This is a genomic window from Streptomyces sp. DvalAA-14, assembly GCF_900091855.1.
In the GTDB taxonomy this organism is placed as follows: Bacteria; Actinomycetota; Actinomycetes; order Streptomycetales; family Streptomycetaceae; genus Actinacidiphila.
In genome coordinates this window covers 1-1,706 of record NZ_FMCH01000516.1, presented here as the reverse complement: position 1 = coordinate 1,706, position 1,706 = coordinate 1, and the positions used below count along the sequence as shown (strand labels likewise).

General features: G+C 73.5%; 2 pseudogenes. Both read left to right on the top strand.

The window, feature by feature from the left end:
• Nucleotides 1-240: 240 nt before the first annotated feature.
• Nucleotides 241-1,465, top strand: a pseudogene (locus GA0115240_RS27895) (acetyl-CoA carboxylase biotin carboxylase subunit family protein).
• Nucleotides 1,462-1,706 (top strand): annotated as a pseudogene (locus tag GA0115240_RS27890) (hypothetical protein); the annotation flags it as partial. The pseudogenes GA0115240_RS27895 and GA0115240_RS27890, both read left to right, overlap by 4 nt.

The following is a 1,706-nucleotide window of genomic DNA, read 5'->3' as shown; positions in this document are numbered from 1 at the left end:
CGACCGGGCCGGGCGGCGCGGATGCCGTTGCCTGGGGCACGGGTACTCCTCAAGGCCAAGGATCAGCACTATTAGGCAAGCCTGACCTAATCATGCGGGAGATCATTCCTGCCACTCGGCGGCCACGCCGCGGCGAATTGACAGAGTTAGGTATGCCTAACCTAGGCTCGCCCTACCTCCGGCCGGCCGCCGCTCGACGACGGCCGGTCGAACGACTGCCCGCCCGGAAGTGATCTCCTCATGCAGCTGTACCTGCTGGCCCTGAACCCGACCGACTCGGTCACCGAAGGGTTCCTGCCCGCCGCCCGCAGGCTCGGTCTGGACGTCACCGTGCTCACCGACCAGCCGGCCGCGCACCGCGCCGCGTACCGCGAGGGCCGCGGCGCCGGGCCGACCGAGGTGCTGGAGTGCCGGGTGCGCGACTTCCGCGCGGTCGTCAGCGGTATCTCGGCGCACCGCCCGCCCGACGCGGTCTTCAGCAACAGCGACCATCTGCAGACCCAGACCGCCCTGGCCGCCGGGTACTTCGGCCTGCCCGCCAAGAGCTGGCAGGCCGCGCTGCGCACCAAGGACAAGGCCGAGATGCGCCGCCGGCTGGCCGCGGCCGGCGCCGACACCGTCTGGTCGGTCGAACTGGCTGCGGGTCAGGACCCGGCCGCCGTACTGGCCGGCCTGGACGTGCCGTACCCGTGCGTGGTCAAGCCGCGCGAGGGCGTGGCGAGCGAGGACGTCGTGCGGGTGGAGGGGCCGGCCGAACTGGAGCGGTGCTGCAAGGAGATCCAGGCGCGCCGACCGCAGGACGCCCTGGTCGTCGAGGAGTTCCTGCCCGGTGAGCTGTTCACCCTGGAGACGCTGGGCGACGCCCGGACCCGCCGGGTGCTGGGCGGTTTCCGCACACGGCTGTCCCCGCCGCCGTACTTCATCGAGGAGCGGCTCACCTTCGTCGCCGAGCGCCCCGCGCCGGTCGAGGCGCAGGTGCTGGCCCAACTGGACGCGCTGGGGGTGGGTTTCGGCGCCTGCCACACCGAATTCGTGGTGTCCGACGGGCGGGCGCGGCTGATCGAGGTCAACTACCGCGCCATCGGCGACCAGTGCGATCTGCTGCTCGCCGATCTGCTGGAGGTGCCGCTGTTCGAGTACATCCTGCGGGTGCATCGTCGGAGCGGAACTGCCCGCGGACCTGCCGGCGGCCCTGGCCGCGCGCGGCGGCCGGGCGGCCCGGCTCGACTACCCCTACGCGCGCCGGGCGGGCACGCTGACCGCCGCTCCCGGACCCGCCGAACTAGAGCTGGACGGTGTGCGGCTGACGTACCGTCCGCTGCGCGCGATCGGCGAGCGGCGTCCGCTGCACCACACCAACCGCGACCTGCTGGGTGTCGTCCGCGCGTTCGGTCCGGAGCAGGACGCGGTGGACCGCGCGGTCACCGGCTTCCTGGCCGCCCGGCGCTGGGAGATCAGCGCGTGACGGCCACCGGGTCCGTCGGGACGACCGAACGGGAGCTGCTGCTGCGGGTGCTGAGCACGCTGCTGCGCGAGGACGTGGTGGGTCTGCGCAGCCGCGGTGTCGTACGGGACCGGCCGGACGGGCGGTGGCTGCGGCTGGACGGCGCCGAGGGCCGGGCGCTGGACTGCCGGTGGTCGCGGACGGATTCCGAGTGCGCGTACGCCGCCGGCTGCCGCTGCTGCGGGTGGCGCCGGCGGCACCG